This is a genomic window from Mycobacterium sp. AT1 (assembly GCF_002043095.1).
In the GTDB taxonomy this organism is placed as follows: Bacteria; Actinomycetota; Actinomycetes; order Mycobacteriales; family Mycobacteriaceae; genus Mycobacterium.
This window is the reverse complement of sequence record NZ_MVOC01000028.1, coordinates 37,908-56,644: the sequence shown is the minus strand read 5'-3', so window position 1 is coordinate 56,644 and position 18,737 is coordinate 37,908. Positions and strand designations below refer to the sequence as shown.

At 67.7% G+C, this 18,737-nt stretch carries 19 protein-coding genes; 10 read left to right on the top strand and 9 right to left on the bottom strand.

Annotated elements, in window-relative coordinates:
- Nucleotides 1–21: 21 nt before the first annotated feature.
- Complete coding sequence (locus tag B1790_RS13995; RefSeq protein WP_079923832.1) at nucleotides 22–1,047, top strand: Rv2578c family radical SAM protein; 1,026 nt, start codon at nucleotides 22–24, stop codon at nucleotides 1,045–1,047.
- 35 nt (nucleotides 1,048–1,082) lie between these two features.
- Here the strand turns inward: B1790_RS13995 and B1790_RS13990 are convergent, their stop codons facing one another.
- Together B1790_RS13990 and B1790_RS13985 are read right to left on the bottom strand one after the other, a co-directional pair.
- Entirely contained in the window at nucleotides 1,083–1,667 is a 585-nt protein-coding gene (locus B1790_RS13990; RefSeq protein ID WP_079923831.1) for an RNA polymerase sigma factor, read from the bottom strand.
- A gap of 173 nt (nucleotides 1,668–1,840) precedes the next feature.
- Nucleotides 1,841–2,680, bottom strand: a complete 840-nt coding sequence (locus B1790_RS13985) for a helix-turn-helix transcriptional regulator (RefSeq protein ID WP_079923830.1) — start codon at nucleotides 2,678–2,680, stop codon at nucleotides 1,841–1,843.
- Between the two features lie 100 nt (nucleotides 2,681–2,780).
- Between B1790_RS13985 and B1790_RS13980 the strand changes: the two genes are divergently transcribed.
- Nucleotides 2,781–3,500 carry an SDR family oxidoreductase gene (locus B1790_RS13980; RefSeq protein ID WP_079923828.1) on the top strand — a complete coding sequence of 240 codons (720 nt, stop codon included), beginning with the start codon at nucleotides 2,781–2,783 and terminating at the stop codon, nucleotides 3,498–3,500.
- 42 nt (nucleotides 3,501–3,542) lie between these two features.
- Nucleotides 3,543–4,298, top strand: a complete 756-nt coding sequence (locus B1790_RS13975; RefSeq protein WP_079923827.1) for an alpha/beta fold hydrolase — start codon at nucleotides 3,543–3,545, stop codon at nucleotides 4,296–4,298.
- Here B1790_RS13975 and B1790_RS13970 read toward each other — a convergent pair.
- The 5 genes from B1790_RS13970 to B1790_RS13950 all read right to left on the bottom strand — a co-directional run bounded on the left by B1790_RS13970 (nucleotide 4,295) and on the right by B1790_RS13950 (nucleotide 8,729).
- Nucleotides 4,295–5,122, bottom strand: coding sequence for a mycofactocin-coupled SDR family oxidoreductase (locus tag B1790_RS13970; protein ID WP_079923826.1), 828 nt, complete (start codon nucleotides 5,120–5,122; stop codon nucleotides 4,295–4,297). The genes B1790_RS13975 and B1790_RS13970 overlap by 4 nt on opposite strands.
- Complete coding sequence (locus B1790_RS13965) at nucleotides 5,119–6,666, bottom strand: NAD(P)/FAD-dependent oxidoreductase (protein WP_079923824.1); 1,548 nt, start codon at nucleotides 6,664–6,666, stop codon at nucleotides 5,119–5,121. The genes B1790_RS13970 and B1790_RS13965 overlap by 4 nt, the downstream gene beginning before the upstream one ends.
- The gene (locus B1790_RS13960; protein WP_233165110.1) at nucleotides 6,659–7,234 is read right to left on the bottom strand and encodes a TetR/AcrR family transcriptional regulator; all 576 of its coding nucleotides are present in this window, start codon (nucleotides 7,232–7,234) and stop codon (nucleotides 6,659–6,661) included. Before B1790_RS13960 ends, B1790_RS13965 begins: the two co-directional genes overlap by 8 nt.
- 71 nt (nucleotides 7,235–7,305) lie before the next feature.
- Complete coding sequence (locus B1790_RS13955) at nucleotides 7,306–7,833, bottom strand: DinB family protein (protein ID WP_079923822.1); 528 nt, start codon at nucleotides 7,831–7,833, stop codon at nucleotides 7,306–7,308.
- Nucleotides 7,830–8,729 carry a neutral zinc metallopeptidase gene (locus B1790_RS13950; protein ID WP_079923907.1) on the bottom strand — a complete coding sequence of 300 codons (900 nt, stop codon included), beginning with the start codon at nucleotides 8,727–8,729 and terminating at the stop codon, nucleotides 7,830–7,832. The genes B1790_RS13955 and B1790_RS13950 overlap by 4 nt, the downstream gene beginning before the upstream one ends.
- A gap of 75 nt (nucleotides 8,730–8,804) precedes the next feature.
- Here B1790_RS13950 and B1790_RS13945 point away from each other — a divergent pair, with 75 nt between their 5' ends.
- A complete protein-coding gene (locus B1790_RS13945; protein ID WP_079923821.1) occupies nucleotides 8,805–10,292 on the top strand; it encodes a carboxylesterase/lipase family protein in 1,488 nt (495 codons plus the stop codon).
- Here the strand turns inward: B1790_RS13945 and B1790_RS13940 are convergent.
- Nucleotides 10,261–10,785, bottom strand: a complete 525-nt coding sequence (locus B1790_RS13940) for an SRPBCC family protein (protein ID WP_079923820.1) — start codon at nucleotides 10,783–10,785, stop codon at nucleotides 10,261–10,263. The two genes, B1790_RS13945 and B1790_RS13940, sit on opposite strands and share 32 nt — an antisense overlap.
- Before the next feature lie 37 nt (nucleotides 10,786–10,822).
- A complete protein-coding gene (locus tag B1790_RS13935; protein ID WP_079923819.1) occupies nucleotides 10,823–11,722 on the bottom strand; it encodes an oxidoreductase in 900 nt (299 codons plus the stop codon).
- Between the two features lie 66 nt (nucleotides 11,723–11,788).
- On the opposite strand from B1790_RS13935, the gene aspS reads away from it, so the two are divergent.
- From aspS to B1790_RS13900, 6 genes are all read left to right on the top strand, one after another.
- On the top strand, nucleotides 11,789–13,564 hold the full coding sequence (gene aspS / locus B1790_RS13930) for an aspartate--tRNA ligase (RefSeq protein ID WP_079923818.1): 1,776 nt from the start codon (nucleotides 11,789–11,791) through the stop codon (nucleotides 13,562–13,564).
- Nucleotides 13,561–14,010, top strand: a complete 450-nt coding sequence (locus B1790_RS13925) for a nitroreductase family deazaflavin-dependent oxidoreductase (protein ID WP_079923816.1) — start codon at nucleotides 13,561–13,563, stop codon at nucleotides 14,008–14,010. Before aspS ends, B1790_RS13925 begins: the two co-directional genes overlap by 4 nt.
- 514 nt (nucleotides 14,011–14,524) lie before the next feature.
- Entirely contained in the window at nucleotides 14,525–15,472 is a 948-nt protein-coding gene (locus tag B1790_RS13915; RefSeq protein ID WP_158083820.1) for an Lrp/AsnC family transcriptional regulator, read from the top strand.
- A 144-nt stretch (nucleotides 15,473–15,616) separates the two neighbouring features.
- The gene (locus tag B1790_RS13910) at nucleotides 15,617–17,044 is read left to right on the top strand and encodes an amidase (protein ID WP_079923813.1); all 1,428 of its coding nucleotides are present in this window, start codon (nucleotides 15,617–15,619) and stop codon (nucleotides 17,042–17,044) included.
- Entirely contained in the window at nucleotides 17,041–17,304 is a 264-nt protein-coding gene (locus B1790_RS13905) for a hypothetical protein (protein WP_079923811.1), read from the top strand. Before B1790_RS13910 ends, B1790_RS13905 begins: the two co-directional genes overlap by 4 nt.
- The gene (locus B1790_RS13900; RefSeq protein ID WP_079923809.1) at nucleotides 17,301–18,734 is read left to right on the top strand and encodes a sodium:solute symporter; all 1,434 of its coding nucleotides are present in this window, start codon (nucleotides 17,301–17,303) and stop codon (nucleotides 18,732–18,734) included. Before B1790_RS13905 ends, B1790_RS13900 begins: the two co-directional genes overlap by 4 nt.
- Nucleotides 18,735–18,737 lie beyond the last annotated feature (3 nt).

The following is an 18,737-nucleotide window of genomic DNA, read 5'->3' as shown; positions in this document are numbered from 1 at the left end:
GAACATATGTTCGCATTGGTTATGCGATGGGACGGTCAAGGCGTCGAGGTCGACGACGGGGCATTGCCCGGTTTGCAACGCATCGGTTTCGCGCGATCGGTCCGAACGCCGCAGTTCGAGGGCCTGACCTTCCACGAAATCGTGTGCAAGTCGGCGCTGAACAAGGTGCCGAACGCCAGCATGTTGCCCTTCAAGTACACCGTCAACGGTTACCGCGGCTGTAGCCACGCGTGTCGGTATTGCTTCGCCAGGCCCACCCACGAATATCTCGACTTCGACAGTGGCAGGGACTTCGACACCCAGGTCGTGGTCAAGACCAACGTCGTCGAGGTCCTGCGCAGGGAGTTGGCGCGTCCGTCGTGGACACGCGACACGGTGGCCCTCGGTACCAACACCGATCCCTACCAACGTGCCGAGGGGCGATATGCCCTGATGCCGGGAATCATTGGTGCGCTTGCCCATTCGGGGACGCCGTTCTCGATTCTCACCAAGGGCACGCTGTTGCGGCGTGACCTGGCGCTGATCGTCGACGCCGCCGATTCCGTCGAGGTCAGCGTGGCGGTCTCGCTGGCGGTGGGGGACCCCGACCTGCACGCGGACCTGGAACCCGGCACGCCGTCGCCGCGCGCTCGGCTCGAGTTGATCCGCGCGATAAGCGACGCCGGCTTGAACTGTCACGTGATGATTGCCCCGGTACTGCCGATCATGACCGATTCCGTCGAGCACCTCGACGGATTGCTGGGGCGGGTCGCCTCAGCGGGCGCCGCCAGCGCAACGGTGTTCGGGCTACATCTGCGCGGGTCCACCCGCGGCTGGTTCATGGATTGGCTGGCTCAATCGCGGCCCGACCTGGTCGGGCAATACCGCCGGTTGTACGGCCGCGGCGCCTACCTTCCGAAGGATTACCGCGACGAACTGCGCGCCCGTGCCGCGCCGCTGCTCGCGAAGTACCGGTTGGCGGGCGACCACCGGTCCTTTCGGTTGACAACCACGCCGACCCTGACGCCGCCTCCCGTCGTGGCGGAACTGCAGCCCACGCTGTTCTGACCGTGGCGCGTCGCCCAATACCGACAGGAACGTGCCTAGGCGGCGTGCCGTGGGACGTGTCCGACGGGGCCGTCGGACTTGGTGAGCGCGCGGCGCAGGGCATGCCTGCTTCGGTGCATTCTGGTCAGTACCGTGTTGGTCGACACCCCGAGAAGTTCGGCGGCGTCTCGGCACAGCATGTCGCCCACGACGACGTGAAACACGGTGGCGCGCATCTCCTCCGACAGTCCGGTCAGTGCCGCGATCAGTTCGGGATCGATCTCCTCGCGCAGCAGTTCGTCTTCGGCGGACGAGCTTGCGCGCGCATCGGGAACCGTCGGTCGGTGGTCGACGTCCGTCATGTCGGCCAAGAGCACCTCTGGACGTAGTTTGGCCGTCCTGCAGGCGCTGAACCACGTGTTCCTCATGATGGTGAACAACCACGCCTTGAGGAACGTCTCCGGTCGAAGCCTGTCGTATGCCTTGAAGGCCTTGAGCATCGTGTCTTGGACGAGATCCTCGGCGTCTGGTGAGTTTCTGGTGAGGCTCACTGCGTATCGGTGCAACTCCGCCCGCAACGGCACCACGTCTTCGTCGAATGATCCGGTGAGGTGATCCGGGGTCGGTGGGGTGGCTGTCATGAGGTCAATAGTGGTCGTCGAAGAATGGAACCACGTGAAGATTCCATGGAGATTTCATAGAGGTCGACGGCTGTCCACCTCGCTGGGCGTCCAGTCAACTGACAGCTTAGGTGTGATCCGGGTTACGTTTTCGTGCAACGGAATTGGCGAATGAGCGATTACCTGAGCGCCAGCTATTCTTCGACGCTTGCGGACAACGATCCCAGCAGGCTCAGGGCGTCGGCACTCGGGGAACCGGGCTCGGCGTGATAGACGACGAGTTCCTGCCCCGGAGTGGACCGAACGTCGAACGCCTGCATCGTCAGTGTGATGCGGCCGATGTCCGCGTGCTGAAAACGCTTCTCGCGCAGACTCTTCCCCCGAACCTCATGGCCGTGCCACAGGTCGGCGAACTCGGGGGACTCGGTCAGCATCCGCGACAACATCTCGAGCACGCGAGGATCGTTCGGATGCCTTCCGTGGTTGAACCGGAAACCGGCGACGGTGTCGGCGGCGACGTCGGCCCAGTCTACGTAGAACGACCGGGCCAGCGGGTCGCCGAACACCACCTCGAGCAGGTTGTGGGAGTGTGGCCAGCCGCCAAAGAGTGCGTCCGCCATCATGTTTGCCGCCAGCACGTCGTAGGCGAGGTCGTAGATCAGGGCCGGGTTGTCCGGCCAGGCGGCCATCAGGGTCACCAGGGCGGGGTCGACCGCAGTGGAGGCGGGAGCCGCCGCGGTGATCGCGGCACCGGCGAGCCGGAAGAGGTGGTCGCGAGCGTCGTCGCTCAACTGCAACGCTCCGGCGATGGCAAAGAGAACCTCGGGCGAGGGACGACGTTCGCGGCCCTGCTCCAGCCGGGTGTAGTAGTCCGGGCTGACGCCGGCGAGCAAGGCGACTTCTTCCCGCCGCAGTCTCGGCACTCGGCGCCGCCGCCGTGCGTGCGGACTCAGCCCGACGTCGTCCGGGGTGACCTGGTCGCGGCGGGCCCGCAGGAAGGCGCCGAGGTCGGCCCCCTTGCGAGATTCCGGCATGTCCCCACGGTACGGAATGAGCGTCCGCTCAACCTGGGTGCGTCGCACCCAGGTTCCACGCGGTCTTCCTGGCGCGGGCCGTCGTCGGCAGGGTGGTGACATGACCAACACCCTCCAGAAGATCGCCTTCGTCACCGGTGCCAGCAGCGGCATCGGACGCGCGATCACCAAGCGTCTCGCCGCCGACGGCCACCACGTGATCGCGGCCGCACGACGTACCGACCTGCTCGACGAGCTCGCGAGAACCGACGGCGTCGAGGCGTGTGCCCTCGACGTGACCGATCTCGAGGCGGTGCGGGCCGCCGTCACCGCCACCGTGGAACGCCACTGCAGGCTCGACGTGTTCGTCGCCAACGCAGGCGTGATGCCGCTCTCGCGCCTGGACGCCGGTCTGGTGGACCAGTGGAACCACATGATCGACGTGAACGTCCGCGGGCTGCTGCACGGGATCGCCGCGGTGTCGGGCCCGTTCGCCGGACGGGGGAGCGGCCACTTCGTCACGATCGCCTCCATCGGCGCGCACGGGGTGACTCCGACGGCGGCGGTCTACTGCGGCACCAAGTACGCGGCGTGGGCCATCACCGAGGGTCTGCGGCTGGAGTCGCCCCCTGGCATTCGCGTCACCACGGTCTCGCCGGGCGTCGTGGAGTCCGAACTCGCGGACACCATCACCGATCCCACTGCGCAGCAATCCATGTCGGAGTATCGGCGACATGCCATCCCGGCAGCGGCGATCGCCGACGCCGTCGCGTTCGCGGTCTCGCAGCCGCCCGAGGTCGACGTCAACGAGATCGTGGTGCGTCCCGCGAGTCAGCGCTGAGCCTGGCGGGCAGGACTACTCTTCGGGCATGGTGATGCAACGATGACCGTCGTCTTGGTCCACGGCGTGCCGGAGAACGCCGCGGTGTGGGATCTGCTGGTCGACGAGTTGACCGCGTTGGGCGAGTCGGACGTTCGCAGGTTGTCGCCGCCGGGATTCGGGGCGCCGGTTCCCGACGGCTTCGCGGCCACGATGGACGGCTACCGCGACTGGCTCGTCGCCGAGCTCGAGTCAGTGGACGGTCCCGTCGACCTCGTGGGGCACGACTGGGGTGGCGGCCACGTCCTGAACATCGTCATGGCCCGGCCCGACCTGGTGCGGACCTGGGTGTCGGACGTTCCCGGCATCTTCGACGCCGAGTACGTCTGGCACGACCTCGCGCAGGCGTGGCAGACACCGGAGGTTGGCGAGGCGGCCGTGGCCGACTTCACCTCGATGACCGACGCCGACCGCGCCGATTTCCTCGTCGGCGCAGGCATGTCCGCCGACGTCGCCGCCCGGGTGTCTCCCGCCGGTGACGAGGCGATGGGCCGGTCGATCCTCACGCTGTATCGGTCGGCGGCACAGCCCGTCCCGGCGACCGCGGGGCGGAATCTCGAGGCCGCCGCCGCCCGACCCGGGCTCGCGTTGCTGCCCACCGAGGACCACTTCGTGGGCACCGACGAGCAGAAGCGGCGCGCTGCGGCCCGCGCCGGCGCCCGGGTCGAAGTGCTCGACGGGCTCGGCCACTGGTGGATGACCCAGGATCCGGCCGCCGCCGCACGCGTGCTCGTCGACTTCTGGTCGGCGCACCGCTAGATCTTCAGATAGCCCTTGTCTGCCGGGATTTGGGCGGCCGTCACCAACGACGACGCGTCGCTCGCGAGCCAGACCACCACGTCGGAGATCAGGTTGGGCGCGGCCAGCGAGTCGGTTGGCAGGGCGCCGGGGGAGTAGCTGTGGATGAAGTTCGGGTGCGCAGCGAACATCTCGTACATCGAGACGTCGTTGCCCATCGGGGTGTCGGTGCCGTAGGGATGCACCGAGTTCACCCGGATCCCGAACTCGCCCAGCTCGACGGCAAGTGAATTGGTCAGACCCACGACGCCGAACTTGGACGCGCAGTAGTGCCCGCACCCGGGAACGGCCTTGATGCCGGCCGCCGAACTGACGTTGACGATCGACCCGCCGTTGCCCGCCGCGATCATCGCGGGCACGGCGGCCCTGATGGTGTTCCACACCCCGGTGAGATTGGTGTCGATGGTCTCCTGCCACTGCTGGGCCGAGATCTCCCATAGCCGGCCCCAATTCAGCACGCCTGCGTTGGCCACCACCACGTCGAGGCGACCGAACTGTTCGACGCCCTCGGCGACGACGCGCTGCTGTCCCTCGGCGTCGCGGACGTCGACCTCCTTGGCCAGGATCTTGCGGCCCTCGCCCTCGACCAAGCTGACGGTCTCCGCTAGGTCCTGCGGCGTAGCCGGCTCGTATCCGTTGCTGACGGCGACGGGTCCGCAGGCGTCGACGGCGATGACCTCGGCGCCGGCGCGAGCCAACCGCACGCAGTGCGACCGTCCCTGGCCGCGGGCGGCGCCGGTGACGTAGGCGACCTTGCCCGCCAACGGCCGATCGGAACTGCTCATGCGGGTTGCTCCTTCGGTGGCGTACTCATCTGGTAGTCGCTCAGCGGTGACCGCCGTGCGAAACGCCGTGAGCCGGTGATGGTCTGGGGTCGGTGGTACACCGTGTCGCGCTGCGAGTTCACGAAGTAGGTGTTGAGTGCGGGGTTGCACTCGGTGAAGTACAGCCGCGCGGTCTTGCCGCGGCGTTCCATCAACGCGTTCCATCGGTTGAACGCATCCTGGCTGACCTCGGCGACCAGCTGGCCCCGTCTGCGTGTCTCGTCGACGATCCGGACGGCGTGCAGTGCCGTCGTCTCGACGAAGTCGGGCCAGGCGAAGCCGACGAAGCCCAGCGGCCCGACGATCTCCCACCGGTTTGGCAACCGGGGGTGCGCCGTCCCGGCGTACGCCCGAAGCCCGTGGCTGCGGTAGTACTCGGCGAGGTCGAACCCATTGGCGCCCAGCACCGTTCCGGTTCGGTAGGTCTCGGGGTCGGTCCACAGCTCGTAGCCGGTCGCCACCACGATGAGGTCCGCGGGATGGTCGACGCCGTCGGCCGTGCGGATGCCGTCGGCGGTGACGCGCTCGATGGGAGTGGTGATGAGATGCGTCGTCGGATCGTTGAGTGCGGTGAGGAACGCGCTGGAGATGACGGGTCGCTTGGCCATGATGCCGTATTGCGGCACCAGGGCTCGCCGGGTCCGGGGATCCTTCACGACGGCGCGCAGCAGCAGTCGGTACAGGGCCCGGCAGTACGCGTCGTAGAAGGGCATCAGGCGAATCAGCACGCGGTCGGGGAGACGGGCGAACACGTGCACGATCGGCGCGATCATCGCGACGTCCATCAGGGCGCGTCCCGCGGCGTTGACCCCGGCGACGACACCGGGTACGCGCAGCGCTCGCCGCATCAGCGGCGGGATGTCGAAGTCGACCTTGGGGAGCACCCACGCCGGAGTGCGTTGGTACACGTCGAGATTCGCGGCCTCGGCGGACAGCGCGGCGGCGATCTGCACGCCGCTGGACCCGGTGCCGATGACGGCGATGCGCTTGCCGCGGGTGTCATAGGAGTCGTCCCAGGCGTTGGGCCGCAGGACGGTTCCGGTGAAGTTCTCGAGACCCTCGACGCCGACCGTGTCCTTCGCGTTGACGTAGCCGCCCACCGAACTGATGAGGAAGCGGGCCGTGAGCTGCGGTTGGTCGCGGATGGACAGTCGCCACAGGCCTGCGGCGTCGTCCCACTGCTGGCGAAGCACCTCGGTGCCCGTCCGCAGTCGCGGATAGAGGTTCAGCCGGGTTGCGGTGGCGCGCAGGTAACCCTGGATCTCCGGGCCGGGTGCGAACAGTCGCGACCAGTCCGAATTGGGTGCGAAGGACAGCTGGTACCACAGCGTGGGGATGTCCACGGCGAGGCCGGGATAGTGGTTGTCCCGCCAGGTGCCGCCGACGTCGTCACCACGCTCGAGGATGACGAAGTCGTCGATTCCCTTGCGCTGCAACTGGTGTGCTGCGGCGATGCCGCCCGGCCCCGCGCCGATGACGACGACCTCGAAGTCGGGCTCACTCACTGGGCGCGCCTCCGGTCAAACCGGCCACGACGTGGTCGGTGACGAAACGTCGCACGGCCCTTGGGTTGTCGAGGTTGACGCCCATGGGTGGCAGGAGTTCGAAGCTGAACAGGATGCGCACGATCCACTCGCCGGCCCGTGCGGGATCAGTCGACTGGGCGACCTCGTGGTTCCCCTTGGCGGCCTTGACCAGCGGCTTCCACAGGTCGACGGCCCGCCGCATCAGGTCGTCGCCGCTGTTGCGGAGCAGCAGCAGCAGGATGCTCTCGTTGACGCCGCGCGGCGTGACGTGGTCCGAGCGCTGACGGTGGGCGCAGATCAACACCGCAGCCGCCCCGACCTGCTCGGCGAGGGTGTCGTGCCGGTCCACCTCGGCGGCCATCGCGTCGACGAAGGTCGACGCGAGGTGCTCGAGAGCAATTCTGATGGCGTTGTCGCGGCTGCCGAGGGCGTTGTGCACGGTGCCGCGGGACACCTCGGCGGCCTCCGCGACGGCGGTGAGGCTGAATTGGCGCGGGCCTAGGCGGCGCAACGTGTCGGCGTTGGCGGCCAACAAGGTCGTGGACACCGGTCGAACAGGTGCCGCCCCTTCTCGCATTTGAACACACTAGCGATATGTGTTCAACGCGGTCAATGGCGTCAGCGGCGCGGGCTGACGTCCCAGGTGTGGTGCACGACGTCGTGCAGGTGGTACAGCGCGATGGTCGCGACCGTGAATTCGCTTCCGTTGCTGCGCAGTCCACGTCGAGACCAGGCGTCCGCCGGGACGGAGTCGTACACGTCGGCGACGTCTGCCGCCGCCCGCTCCAACTCGTCGGCCACGGTCGAGGGATCCTGGGAGGCGTAGTCGTCGGCCACGGCGGTCTCGTCCTGATCCCAGTTGGGGAACTGGGGGTCGATCTCGGTGAGCATCAAGCGGACGCGCTCGGCGAATATGCGGTGCACGTCGCGAATGTGGCAGCCGTACTCGAGCACCGACCACACGCCCACGGCCGGGCGCTCGGTGACCGACGCACCGGCCAGCCTCGCCACCCAGTCGTCGGCGTCGTGTCGAATCCGTCCGGCGACGTCGTCCGGACGGGTCGACACGGCGTCGTAACCGCAGTCCGGACACGGTTCGCCGAGGACCCAGGTCCAGTCCTTGGTGTCGGGTTCGATCCCGGTCACTCGTGCAGGTCCGTTGCCGAGAAGGTGTCGCACTTCTGCGGATCACCGGTCCGGTACCCCTCGGTGAACCAGTATTGCCGTGCGGCCGACGACCCGTGCGTCCACGACTCCGGGTTCACCCGGCCGCCTGAGGACTGCTGAATGCGGTCGTCGCCCACCGACGACGCGGCCGAGAGCGCGTCCTCGATGTCCTTGTCGGTCAAGGGCTGCAGGAAGGTCACGTCGGTGCCCTCCTGCTTGGTGATCGCCGCGTAGTGTGCCCACACCCCGGCGTAGCAGTCGGCCTGCAATTCGGTGCGCACCCCGTTGCCCTCGGCTCCGCCCGGTCCTTGCTGCGCCCGCCCCAGCGTGCCCTGCAGATCCTGGACGTGGTGTCCGAATTCGTGGGCGACGACGTATTCCTGGGCGAGGGGGCCACCGCTGGAACCGAACTGAGACACCAGCACGTCGAAGAACGACGTGTCGAAGTAGGCGGTTTGGTCGCCAGGGCAATAGAACGGGCCGACGTCGGTGGTGGCCGGTCCGCACGAGGTGCTCACGTTGTCGCTGAACAGCCGGACCTTGGGCCGGGTGTACTCGGGCATCAACTGCGACCACACGCCGTCGACGGAGTTGCCCGTCGCCACCACCCGGCACTGGACGATGTCGTTGGCGTCCTTGCCCGTCTGGCACTGGCTCAGATCGAATCCCTGGGCGTCGGCGCCCTGCGGGTCGTACTGACCGGTTCCTTGCTGCGGGAGCACCGTGCCGGGGTCGACGCCGAGGAACAGGGCGACCACCACGATCAGCAGACCACCGATGCCGCCGCCCACCGCGAGGCCGCGGCCGCCGCCACCCCCACCGCCGCTGGACGACGTGGTGCTCGTGTCGATCCGCATACCCTCGTTGAAGGTCATCTTCACCCCGTCCGTCGACACCGCCGATGGTTCCCGTTTCAGCCGGGTTCAGCTTCCCACACTACGATTCGCCCGGTGGCCGCCCAGCGCGAAACCGTCGACGCTCCGACCGTCGCGCACACCGTGCACGGAACGTTGCGCGGCACCACCGAGGGCGGCGTCAACGTGTGGCGGGGCGTCGCGTACGCCGAGCAGCCCGTCGGTCAGCGACGATTCCAAGCGCCTGCCCCGCTCGCGCCGTGGAGTGGTATTCGCGACGCCGTCGAGCATGGGCCGCTGCCACCGCAGGGGCGGTCGTTCGTCGGCGGCGGACGCGACGATCCGAAGATCCGCGACGAGGCGTGTCTGACACTGACGGTGTGGTCGCCCGACCCCGAAGCCAGCCTGCCGGTGATGGTGTGGATCCCCGGCGGCGCGTTCGTCTACGGGGCCGGGCAGCTGCAGCTCTACAACGGAAACAGGCTGGCGGCCAACGGGAACGTCGTCGTGGTGAACGTGACCTACCGCCTCGGCGTCTTCGGTGGCTTCGAACTCGGTGACCTCGGCCCCGGCTTCGACGACAACCTCGCGCTTCGCGACCAGGTGGCGGCCCTGCGGTGGGTGCGGGACAACATCGCGTCGTTCGGCGGCGATCCCGACCGCGTCACCGTCTTCGGCGAGTCGGCAGGCGCCACGTCGGTGTTGGCGTTGTTGGCCAGCCCGCTCGCCGACGGGCTGTTCTCCCGCGCGATCGCCCAGAGCCCGGCGCTGCCGCTGATCGCCGATCGAGAGACCCGCGCCCGGCAGGCCCGCACGTTCGTCGAGCGGTTGGGAGTGCCGGTCGACGAAGTGAAGTCGTTGCCGCAGCGCCGACTTCGTCGTGCCGCCGGACAGTTGCAGGGCGAGAGCGCCGCGAACACGCCGACGTTGGCCTACGGGCTGACCCACGGCGTGGACTCCCTGCCTTGGCATCCGGTCGACGCCGCGCGGCGGGGTGCGGTGTCGGCGATCCCGCTGATCGTGGGGACCAACAGCCACGAGGCGTCGATGTTCGCTTGGGGCAAGCCGCCGATGCTGCCGACCACGCCGCCCATGGTCGAGGCGTACTTTGCCAGGGCGGCACCGGGGGCGAGGGATCGGCTGCTCGCCGCCTATCCGGACTATCCGCGCCGCCGTGCGTTGATCGCCTTCGGCTCCGACACGATGTTCTGCGCTCCCACTTGGGCATTCGCCGACGCGTACAGCGAGCATGCGCCGACCTACGTTTACCGCTTCGACCACGCCGCGTGGAGCCTGCGGTTGCTGGGACTCGGCGCCACGCATGGCAGCGAGATCGTGCACGTCCAGCACAGCTACGGCTCGTACCTGGGCCGCAAGGTGCACCCCTTGGGCAGGCGGGTGCAACCGTCGGTCGGCCGCCGCATGCAGAGGACGTGGCTCGACTTCGCGATCGCCGACCTCGACGAGGATTGGCCGCGCTACGACGCGACCTCCCGTCATACCAGGGTGATCAGGTCGACCAGGGACGACACCGTCGGCGACCCCGATGGGGTCAGGCGGGTGGCGTGGGAGGGGCTGTACTGAAACGCTTTTCGGCGTAGCGGTTGAGGTTGTGCAGGAACCGCTGGAACATCCAGGCCATCACCGGCCTGCCGACCAAGATGCCGATGTGCGCCGCGATGCCGTTGGGCTTCATCGCCATTACCCAGGTGAGGTGGCAGCCCCGCGGCGTGCGGACCACCCGGTAGTCCTCCGCGAATGCCGAGATCGACCCGGACGTGCTCTCGTTGAACCGAAAGGCCATGCGGGAGTGAGGTTCCCAGGCCAGAAACTCCTCGTGCCCGCTGATGCCGCCGCGCATGTCGACCGTGCGCGTCGTGCCGACGCCGCGTGGCTCCGGGCTGGTCCACGTCACCTTGGTGATCACGGTCGCCCAGTGTGGCCACGACTCGGCGTCCCCGAGCACCTCGAAGAGTCGTTCGGGGGTGATCGCGAGGTCGACGGTGCTGACGAACCGGAACGGGGCGTCGTCGACGAAGGTGAGGTCGACGCGTTCACAGGGGTAGGTCTTGGCCATGGGTAGACACTCTAGGGCGAGGTGTCTACCCGATGGATCACCCGGGTCCGTCGCTGGCGGCGGCGAGAAGCGGCACCACCAGGTCGCTGATGGGCGTTGCCACGCCGTGTAGCGCGCCCTTGCGTGCGACGACACCGTTGCGGACGTCCCACTCCAGCGGCCTGCCCTGTTCGCGGTCGGTGAGGATCGAGGTCGTCAGATCCTCGGGCAGGCCGACGAACAGTTGCGTGGTCTCCTCGATCACCTCGTCGTCGAGTCGGGCGCCTTCCGCCCGTGCCACGGCCAGGCATTCGGCGAGATAGGCGCGGCCAAGGGCGGCGACGTCGTCGCGGCGGAACATCCCCGAGCGTCGACCCGTCAGGACCATCAGCCCGGCCACGGCGTTGGTCAGCAGCTTGCGCCAGGCGTCGTCCAGGAACGTCGGGCTGCACTCCACCGTCAGCGACGGCCCTCGCAGCACCTCGGCGAGGGCACGGGCCGCCTCGTCGTCGGGAAGCACCAGTCGCACCGGGGTGCGAAGCCGGATCCACCCGTCCGGCTGGGACTGGGCCGAGAACCACACCGCACAGGGCACGACGGTGCCGGCGGGGCAGTAGCGGCCGACGCGCTCCACCTGCTCGACGCCGTTCTGCATCACGCACACGAGCGTGTTCGCGCCGCACAGCCGCTCGAGCCAGGCCGCGGCAGCCTCGTTCTGGGTGTCCTTGACGGCGAGGATCACTACGTCGAACGGCCCGTCGACCGACGCGGGGTCGGTGCGTACCGGGTCGGGGATGACGACGGGCTCGCCGCCGAGGATGCCGGGATCCGGCCTGACCTCGACCGACGCCCGCGCAGTGCGACCGCACACCACGACGCGGTGACCGGCGGCGTGCAACAGCGCCGCGACAGTCGAGCCGATGGCGCCTGGACCCACGACTGCAATGGAAGGGCTCATTAACGCCAGGCTAGCCACCACTACACTGTGGCAGTCCTCTCGTCAGGCAATTCCCAGGGAGTTTTCGTGTTGCGCAGTCATGCCGCCGGTTCGTTGCGGTCCTCCGATACCGGCCAGAAGGTCACGTTGGCCGGATGGGTCGCACGTCGGCGTGATCATGGGGGAGTCATCTTCATCGATCTGCGAGACGATTCGGGCGTCGCCCAGGTCGTGTTCCGCGACACCGAGGTTCTCGAGCAGGCCCACCGGCTGCGCTCCGAGTTCTGCGTCCTGGTCGAAGGCGTCGTCGAGGGCAGGCCCGAGGGCAACGCCAACGCCGACATCGCCACCGGCGACATCGAGGTCAACGCCACCGTGCTGACCGTGCTGAGCGAATGCGCGCCGCTTCCGTTCCAGCTCGACGAGACCCCCGGCGAGGAGGCCCGGCTCAAGTACCGCTACCTCGACCTGCGCCGTGAGGGACCCGGCCACGCACTTCGCTTGCGCTCCAAGGTCAACGCCGCCGCGCGGGCGGTGCTCGCCGGCCACGACTTCGTCGAGATCGAGACGCCGACGCTGACCAGGTCGACACCCGAGGGCGCCCGCGACTTCCTGGTCCCGGCGCGGCTTCAGCCCGGCTCGTTCTACGCGTTGCCGCAGAGCCCGCAGCTGTTCAAGCAGTTGCTGATGGTGGCGGGCATGGAGCGCTACTACCAAATCGCGCGCTGTTACCGCGACGAGGACTTCCGTGCCGACCGGCAGCCGGAGTTCACCCAGCTCGACGTGGAGATGAGTTTCGTCGACCCCGACGACGTGATGGCCGTGTCCGAAGAGGTGCTCAAGGCACTCTGGGCGCTCGTCGGCTACGACCTCCCGACGCCGATTCCCCGCATCACCTATGCCGAGGCGATGCGCCGGTTCGGCTCCGACAAGCCCGACCTCAGGTTCGGTCTCGAGCTCGTCGACTGCACGGAGTACTTCTCCGACACCACCTTTCGGGTCTTCCAGGCGCCCCACGTCGGTGCCGTCGTCATGCCGGGCGGCGCGTCGCAGCCGCGCCGCACCCTCGACGGGTGGCAGGAATTCGCCAAGCAGCGCGGCCACAAGGGACTGGCCTACGTGCTGCTCGCCGAGGACGGCACGCTCGGTGGTCCCGTGGCCAAGAACTTGACCGACGCCGAGCGGGACGGCCTGGCCGCATTCGTCGGCGCCAAGCCGGGGGACTGCATCTTCTTCGCCGCCGGCCCGGTGAAGTCGGCCAGGGCGCTACTTGGTGCGACGCGCATCGAGATCGCCAAGCGGCTTGACATGATCGACTCCGGCGCGTGGGCGTTCACCTGGGTCGTCGACTGGCCCTTGTTCGAAGCCGCCGACGACGCCACCGCCTCCGGTGACGTCGCCGTCGGGTCGGGCGCCTGGACGGCGGTGCACCACGCGTTCACCTCGCCGAAGCCCGAGTCGGAGGCGACCTTCGACACCGATCCGGGAAGCGCCCTGGCCAACGCCTACGACATCGTCTGCAACGGCAACGAGATCGGCGGCGGATCGATCCGCATCCATCGTCGCGACGTCCAGGAACGGGTGTTCGCGATGATGGGCATCGACCACGCCGAGGCGCAGGACAAGTTCGGATTCCTGTTGGACGCCTTCACCTTTGGCGCACCCCCGCACGGCGGCATCGCGTTCGGCTGGGATCGCATCACCGCGCTGCTTGCGGGCACCGACTCGATCCGCGAGGTCATCGCGTTCCCGAAGTCCGGCGGCGGCGTCGACCCGCTGACCGACGCACCCGCACCGATTACGGCGCAGCAGCGCAAGGAATCGGGAATAGACGCCAAGCCGAAGAAGTCTGAAGAGTCATGACAGAGGACTTCGACAAGAACAAGCTCGTCAACGACACCGCCGCCCTCGACGACTTCAACAGTGGCGTGGTGGCGGAATTCCGCGCCAACGGCGGCAGGGTGGGCGGCCCCTTCGAGGGCGGCGACCTGCTGCTGCTGCACACCACGGGCGCGAAGTCGGGACAGCCGCGGTTGTCCCCGCTGGCGTACCTGACGGTGGACGGCAAGATGCTGATCGTGGGGTCCTATGCGGGTGCCCCGAAGGATCCGGCCTGGGTGCACAACCTGCGGGCCAATCCGCGTGCGCACATCGAGGTCGGCACCGAGGCCTACGACGTCGTCGTGCGAGAGCTGCCCGGCGACGAACGTGACGCCACGTACCCGAAGATCACCGCGGTGGCGCCGGTCTTCGCCGAGTACCAGGCGAACACCACCCGCGCGATTCCGTTGTTCGAGCTGATTCGCTAGTTGCGTCCGGGGCTGCCCGGATTTCCTTGCGGTCCTGCGTTGTCGCCCGGCATCGAGTCGCCGGTCGGCGGCGAGGGCGTGCGCACCGTGGTTTCCGTGGCGGAGTTGCCGCCGCTGACCGTCTGGCTCGGGCCGCCGCTCTGGCTTCCCGTGGTCGGGGCAACGCTTGCAGGTGCCTGACCACCGGTGGTCGACGGCGCGGGCGATACCGACGAGCTCGGGCCGACGGACGGCGGTGAGGTGCTGGCCGGCGTGCTGCTGAGGGGTGTGGTGGCCGGAATGCTGGTTTCGGTGCCCTGATCGTCGCTGCCACAGCCGGAGAGCATCATGACCGTTGCGGCTGCGGATGATAGGGCAAGCAGACCGACACGGCCTACGCGATGAGAGTTGTTCACAGCGGCGGGTTTTCCCGAAGCCCCTCACGCCAAAACGTCGAGACGACCGACGTCACGAATGCGTCAGCGGTCAGCGTGGCGCAACCTGCCAGTGTCGTTGCCCGGCATACTTCTCGGGCATGGGGCTCGACGAGCTGGATCGTAGAATCGTAGGCGCGCTGCAGGTCGACGGACGCGCGTCGTGGCGGCGGATCGCCGAAGTCCTCGACGTACCGTTCACCACCGTGACCCGGCGAGGAGCTGCGCTGCTCGGATCGGGCGCGGTGCGGGTGGTCACCTTGCCCAGGCATTCGCAGACGGCGATCATCGAAGTCACGGTCGCCCCACAGTGTTTCGAGGGTGTGGCCCGGGCACTGGCGGAGCGGGCCGACACGGTGTTCGTCTTCGCGCTGAGCGCACCGGCGCGGATCATCATCGAGGAGCTACAGCCCTCCGACGGTATGCTCGCCAAGGCGGTGCTCGACGAGATCCCGGCGATCGGCGGTGTCACCGGTGTCGACGCGGCGCCGATCCTGGCGTACTACCGGACTCTGAGTACATGGATGCCCGCACTCCTCACGCCCGAGGAGGTCATGGAGCTCAATCCGAAGTTCGGACGGCTCTACGACGACGCGATCCCGTTGGCAACTGCCGCCGACCACGAGCTGTACGACATCTTGGCAACGGACGGCCGGGTGTCGGTCGCCGACATCGCTGCCCGGGTCGGGCAGTCCGAGTCGGCGGTGCGGCGCAGGCTGGCAGGACTCGTCGACACGAAGGTCGATGTGCGCGCGGTCGTCTCGCCCAAGCTGCTCGGTCTGGGCGTGGCGGCCATCCTGTGGATACGGGTGGCGCCAGGTGACGTCGACCGGGTAGCGGGACAGCTCTTGCAGTCCCCGTACGTCCGGTACGCCGCGATGACGATGGGAGACCACCAATTGATCGTCGACGTCGCGGTGCCGACGCTCGACGACCTGCGCCGATTCTTGACGGAGCAGCCGTGGAACGCTGCCGTGGAGTCGATTCGGAGTTCGCCCGTGCTCAAGACGTACAAGCGCAGCGGTCTGGCGGTCGATGAATGCAACTGACGTATTTGAACCGCTAGAAGTCATCGATCAACTGATTTGAGTCGAAAACTTGAAATAATCTATTGATTTAGGCCACCTTCTCCGTATAGTGGGATCGGTCATGGTCCAGCCGGACTGTGACGTGACTCAAGGGAGTGGCGCAGCGTGTGGTCGAAAGGCGAACTCGTCGGACTGTCGGCTACCGAACAGGCACGGCTTCTGCGGTCAGGTGAGGTCAGTGCGGTCGACGTGGTCCGCGCCCACCTCGAGGCGATCGACGTGCTCAATCCGCAGATCAACGCGATCGTCACCCTGGACGGCGATGGCGCCATTCGGCGGGCAGCTGTCGCCGATGACGTGCCGATCGGTCGACGCGGACCACTGCACGGGCTACCGGTGGCGATCAAGGACACTGCCCAAACCGCTGGAATGCGAACCACTTTCGGACATCCGCTGTTCAGGGGCAGTGTGCCAGCCGTCAACGATCCTCATGTCGAGCGCATCCTGAGGGCTGGCGCGGTGCTGATCGGCAAGACCAACGTGCCAGAACTGGCTGCCGGCTCACACACGGTCAATCGGGTCTTTGGTGCGACCCGAAACCCTCATGACGTCACGCGATCGGCGGGCGGTTCCAGTGGTGGGGCAGCCGCCGCCTTGGCGGCGCACCTCGTCCCGATCGCGGACGGCAGCGACATGGGTGGGTCCCTGCGGAATCCCGCGTCGTTCTGCGGTGTCGTGGGGATGAGACCCACGCCCGGGCTGGTGCCCAACAGCGGCGAACGCGACGCGTTCAATCCGCTCGCCACGAACGGACCGCTCGGCCGTACGGTCGCCGACGTTGCCCTGCTGCTCTCGGTGATTGCCACGACACCGTCGTCGGACGTGTTCGACGCGCGTCTCGACACGGCCGGATTGCGATCGATATACCCGTCAGATCTGCGCGGCCTCCGCGTGGCCTACGCGCCAGACCTCGGCGGCCGGGTTCCGGTAGACCCGGAGGTGTCCCATGTAATCGACTCCACCGCAACAGTTCTCGAGAACGCTGGCGCCCGAGTGGAATATGCGTGCCCCGATCTCAACGGATCCGACAGCGCATTTCGAACGCTGCGGGCCGCCGAATTCGACACCAGCTGGCGCGATCTCCTGGCGTCGCACTCGGACGACTTCGTCGACTTCCTGGCCGAGAACATCCGTCAGGGCGCCGGACTATCCGGTCGCGACGTCATGACCGCCTACGCCGAACTCACCCGACTTCACCAGTCGGCGGCCCGATTCTTCGACGACTTCGACCTCGTCCTGGCACCGGTGACGCAGATCCCCGCGTTCCCCGTCGAATGGTCGTGGCCGCGGTCCGTCGGTGCCACCCCCATGAGCGACTACCTCGAGTGGATGCGGTCCGCCTGGCTCTTCACGCCGCTCGGGATACCTGCACTGTCCTTGCCCGCCGGATTCACCCCTGCGGGCCTCCCCGTGGGTGCGCACCTGCTCGCCGGGCCCGGCCGCGATCTGAGGCTGCTGAGCATCGCCTTGGCACTCGAAGCTGCGCTAGACCTTCCCACGGCCAATCCACTACGAGGAGATCTGACGGCATGACACCAGTCCCGCAGGGTGACTCCACCGGCCGGCGCGTCGCGACACCCGGCCGCGTCACCGCCGCATGCGTGCCCATCGTCCTGATGACGGTGACACCGCTGCTTCCCTTCGCCACGACGCCGACCATGTGGTTCGGCATCCCCGCCGTGCTGTTCTGGATCGCCGGACTGGTGGTGGCGACCGTGGCCACCCTCCAGGTCATCGACCGCGGGATCAACCGCGAGACCGCCGCGGCCGCTATCGAGGGCGACGCCCGATGACGACCGCCATCATCGTCGCCGGCATCGTCGTGATCGGGGTGATCGGCTTCTCGGGGCGTCGTCGTCGCGATCTCTCCGGTTGGACCGTGGCCGAGCGCGACCTGCCCCGCTGGACCTCTTGGTTCTTGCAAGCCGGCGAATCGCTTACCACCTTCAGCTTTCTCGGACTGGCGGGCATCGCCTTCACCGGCGGCGTCAGCGCCACGTTCGCAGTCTGTTACCTCACCGCCAGCGCCGTGGGGTTGTACTTCGTAGCGCCTCGCCTCCGCGATCTCGGGGCCGCGCGCGGATATCTCACGATGTCGGACTTCTTCCACGATCGCTACCGCTCCCGCTCGCTAAGCGTGGTGATGGCAGTCGTGGGCGCCCTGTTCTTGGTGCCATACCTAGCGCTGCAGATCACCGGCCTTGGGCTCATCGTCGGGCTCGCCACCGGATCGCCGTCGGCACGCGGACTGAGCATGGTGCTGGCCTGCGTGCTCGTCGTGGTGTTCGTGGCATGGGCGGGCATCCACGGCATCGCGCGGGTTGCCGTATTCAAGGACTTCGGCATGCTGCTCGCGCTGGTGCTGGTGGCGGTCTTCGTCGTCAGCGCGGCAGGTGGTTTTCCGGAGGTGTTCACCAAGGTCGCCCAGGTCAGCGACCAGTTGCTCACCACGCACGCACCCGGGTACGACGCCACGTTCTTCATCACAGCGGTGGTCGTCACCACCATTGGGTCCAGTTTCAACGTGTTTCCGCACTTGTGGCCGCCGGTATTCGCGGCCAAGAGTGGCCAGATCCTGCGGAGCAACTTCAAGTGGCTGGGTGTCTACCAGCTTCTATTGCTGCTACCGATCACGGTCGGCATGGCTGCGGTCCTGCTGATCGACCCGGATACCAAGAGCAATTCCGTGCTGTTCACCGTCAGCCAGCAGACGATGCCGGAGTGGTTGGTCGCCGTCGTGGCGGTGTGCGGTTCTGCCGCCGCGATGGTTCCCGCCGCCGCCATCACCATGGGGATTTCGTCGTTGCTCGCCAACAACGTGTGCTTTGCTGCATCGGACCGCACCAGGTTCCGGCTCAACAAGCTGTTCGTCGTGGTGGCAGTGGGCGCCGCGCTGTGGTTCAGCGTCTCCGGTGCCGACATCGGCGCACTGTTGCTCTTGACTTACGGAGGGTTGACGCAACTGGCTCCGACCATCGCCGCGGCGCTGCCCCACCGGGTTCGGCTGAGTGCGCCGGCGGCGATGAGCGGGACCGTGGTGGGCACGCTCGTCGTCGTCGTGCTCACATTTGCCGACATCCCCATCGGCAGTTGGGATTCCGGCCTGATCGGTCTGGGGCCCAACCTGGTCGTGCTCGCGATCGTCGAGCTCCTCGTGCGCGCCGGTCGACGCGGGGCCGGCAGCCCTGCGGCCAGATCCGCGTTGGCGCCCGACCCGGTATGAACG

Excerpts from the sequence above, each read along its gene's own strand:
- B1790_RS13940 (WP_079923820.1), bottom strand. The coding sequence starts at position 10,785 with ATGGCCAAGACCTACCCCTGTGAACGCGTCGACCTCACCTTCGTCGAC.
- B1790_RS13975 (WP_079923827.1), top strand. The coding sequence starts at position 3,543 with ATGACCGTCGTCTTGGTCCACGGCGTGCCGGAGAACGCCGCGGTGTGG.
- B1790_RS13980 (WP_079923828.1), top strand. The coding sequence starts at position 2,781 with ATGACCAACACCCTCCAGAAGATCGCCTTCGTCACCGGTGCCAGCAGC.
- B1790_RS13970 (WP_079923826.1), bottom strand. The coding sequence starts at position 5,122 with ATGAGCAGTTCCGATCGGCCGTTGGCGGGCAAGGTCGCCTACGTCACC.
- B1790_RS13905 (WP_079923811.1), top strand. The coding sequence starts at position 17,041 with ATGACACCAGTCCCGCAGGGTGACTCCACCGGCCGGCGCGTCGCGACA.
- B1790_RS13900 (WP_079923809.1), top strand. The coding sequence starts at position 17,301 with ATGACGACCGCCATCATCGTCGCCGGCATCGTCGTGATCGGGGTGATC.
- B1790_RS13925 (WP_079923816.1), top strand. The coding sequence starts at position 13,561 with ATGACAGAGGACTTCGACAAGAACAAGCTCGTCAACGACACCGCCGCC.
- B1790_RS13995 (WP_079923832.1), top strand. The coding sequence starts at position 22 with ATGCGATGGGACGGTCAAGGCGTCGAGGTCGACGACGGGGCATTGCCC.
- B1790_RS13950 (WP_079923907.1), bottom strand. The coding sequence starts at position 8,729 with ATGACCTTCAACGAGGGTATGCGGATCGACACGAGCACCACGTCGTCC.
- B1790_RS13915 (WP_158083820.1), top strand. The coding sequence starts at position 14,525 with ATGGGGCTCGACGAGCTGGATCGTAGAATCGTAGGCGCGCTGCAGGTC.
- B1790_RS13935 (WP_079923819.1), bottom strand. The coding sequence starts at position 11,722 with ATGAGCCCTTCCATTGCAGTCGTGGGTCCAGGCGCCATCGGCTCGACT.
- B1790_RS13990 (WP_079923831.1), bottom strand. The coding sequence starts at position 1,667 with ATGACAGCCACCCCACCGACCCCGGATCACCTCACCGGATCATTCGAC.
- B1790_RS13985 (WP_079923830.1), bottom strand. The coding sequence starts at position 2,680 with ATGCCGGAATCTCGCAAGGGGGCCGACCTCGGCGCCTTCCTGCGGGCC.